Origin of the sequence: Pseudomonas sp. FYR_7, from assembly GCF_043106155.1 — a bacterium.
Lineage (GTDB): Bacteria > Pseudomonadota > Gammaproteobacteria > Pseudomonadales > Pseudomonadaceae > Aquipseudomonas > Aquipseudomonas parafulva_B.
In genome coordinates this window covers 1-1,021 of sequence record NZ_JBICMI010000038.1, presented here as the reverse complement: position 1 = coordinate 1,021, position 1,021 = coordinate 1, and the positions used below count along the sequence as shown (strand labels likewise).

Genomic DNA, 1,021 nt, shown 5'->3' with positions numbered 1-1,021 from the left:
GCCAGCCATGAACAGCCCCGCCCTCAGCCTGGAAGATCCAACACGCGAGATGGCCGTCTGACCGACCTTTTCGCCTGATTGGTGAACTGTCGGGTTCAGCCCAGCAAATGCAACGATCGAAGCAGGGCTTTTGTACTTCAGCGGGTCGCCCAGCTCGGCAAGCAGCAAGGCTGCCGTGGTGTCGCCCAGACCTTTTATGGATGTGATCAGGTCGCGTCGCCCGCGCAGGTCCGGGTCGTCATTGATGGTCTGTTTGATGGCCTCGCATGTCTTCTTTATCTCATCGGCAATATGCCCAATCACTGCCGTGATCGATGGCTGCACCGCCAGCGGCGCTACCTCCAGGCGGTTCTGCTCCATCTGCTGCATTTCCTTCAAGTCGTCCAGGCGGCGCACCAGCGCCCGCAGCCGTTTTTGAGCCTCTGACTCCGGCGCCCACTGACGCAGCGAATCGCCTTTGTGCTTAGCGTAGGCAGCAATGATCTTGGCATCGGCTTTGTCAGTCTTGACGCGCCGCAGCTCAAGTACGGCGAACTTTGCGATCGAAGCTGGATTGACGACGCAGACCCGATAGTCCCGAGCATGCAGGTATTCGGCCAGCGCTTCGTGATAGACACTGGTGGCCTCCATTACTACCCAGGCACCTGGCTCGGCGTAGGTTTGCAGCCAGGCCTCGAACTGTTGGAACCCGTTTGAATCGTTGGTCAGTCTGGCCTTGGTGCGGACCTTGCCATTGGCAAGCGGGGTGGCAATGTCGAAAGTTCGCTTGGCAATATCAACACCAACAAAGGACATGATCTTCTCCTTCAGCTGATAAGGGGTGGATCATCCAGCACTCGGTTCAACCTTGTGAATGCGTGCTCACGCCGGGGGCGGGCACTAGATACCGTCCGAACTGTTCGAGTGAGGTTGGAAAGCCTGAGCGTATCTACTAATCGGGCTCGAGGCCTTAGGAGCGGCGCTGCTTCAAGGCTTTCCCTCGATGATCAGTCGAGAACTTTGGCCTGCAACGAGACAAAAG

At 57.8% G+C, this 1,021-nt stretch carries 1 protein-coding gene; it reads right to left on the bottom strand.

What is annotated here, in order from left to right; all coding sequences use genetic code 11:
- A partial coding sequence (locus tag ACF8R3_RS09505; protein WP_392515534.1) for an IS110 family transposase occupies positions 1 to 795 on the bottom strand: 795 nt, incomplete at its 3' end.
- Positions 796 to 1,021 lie beyond the last annotated feature (226 nt).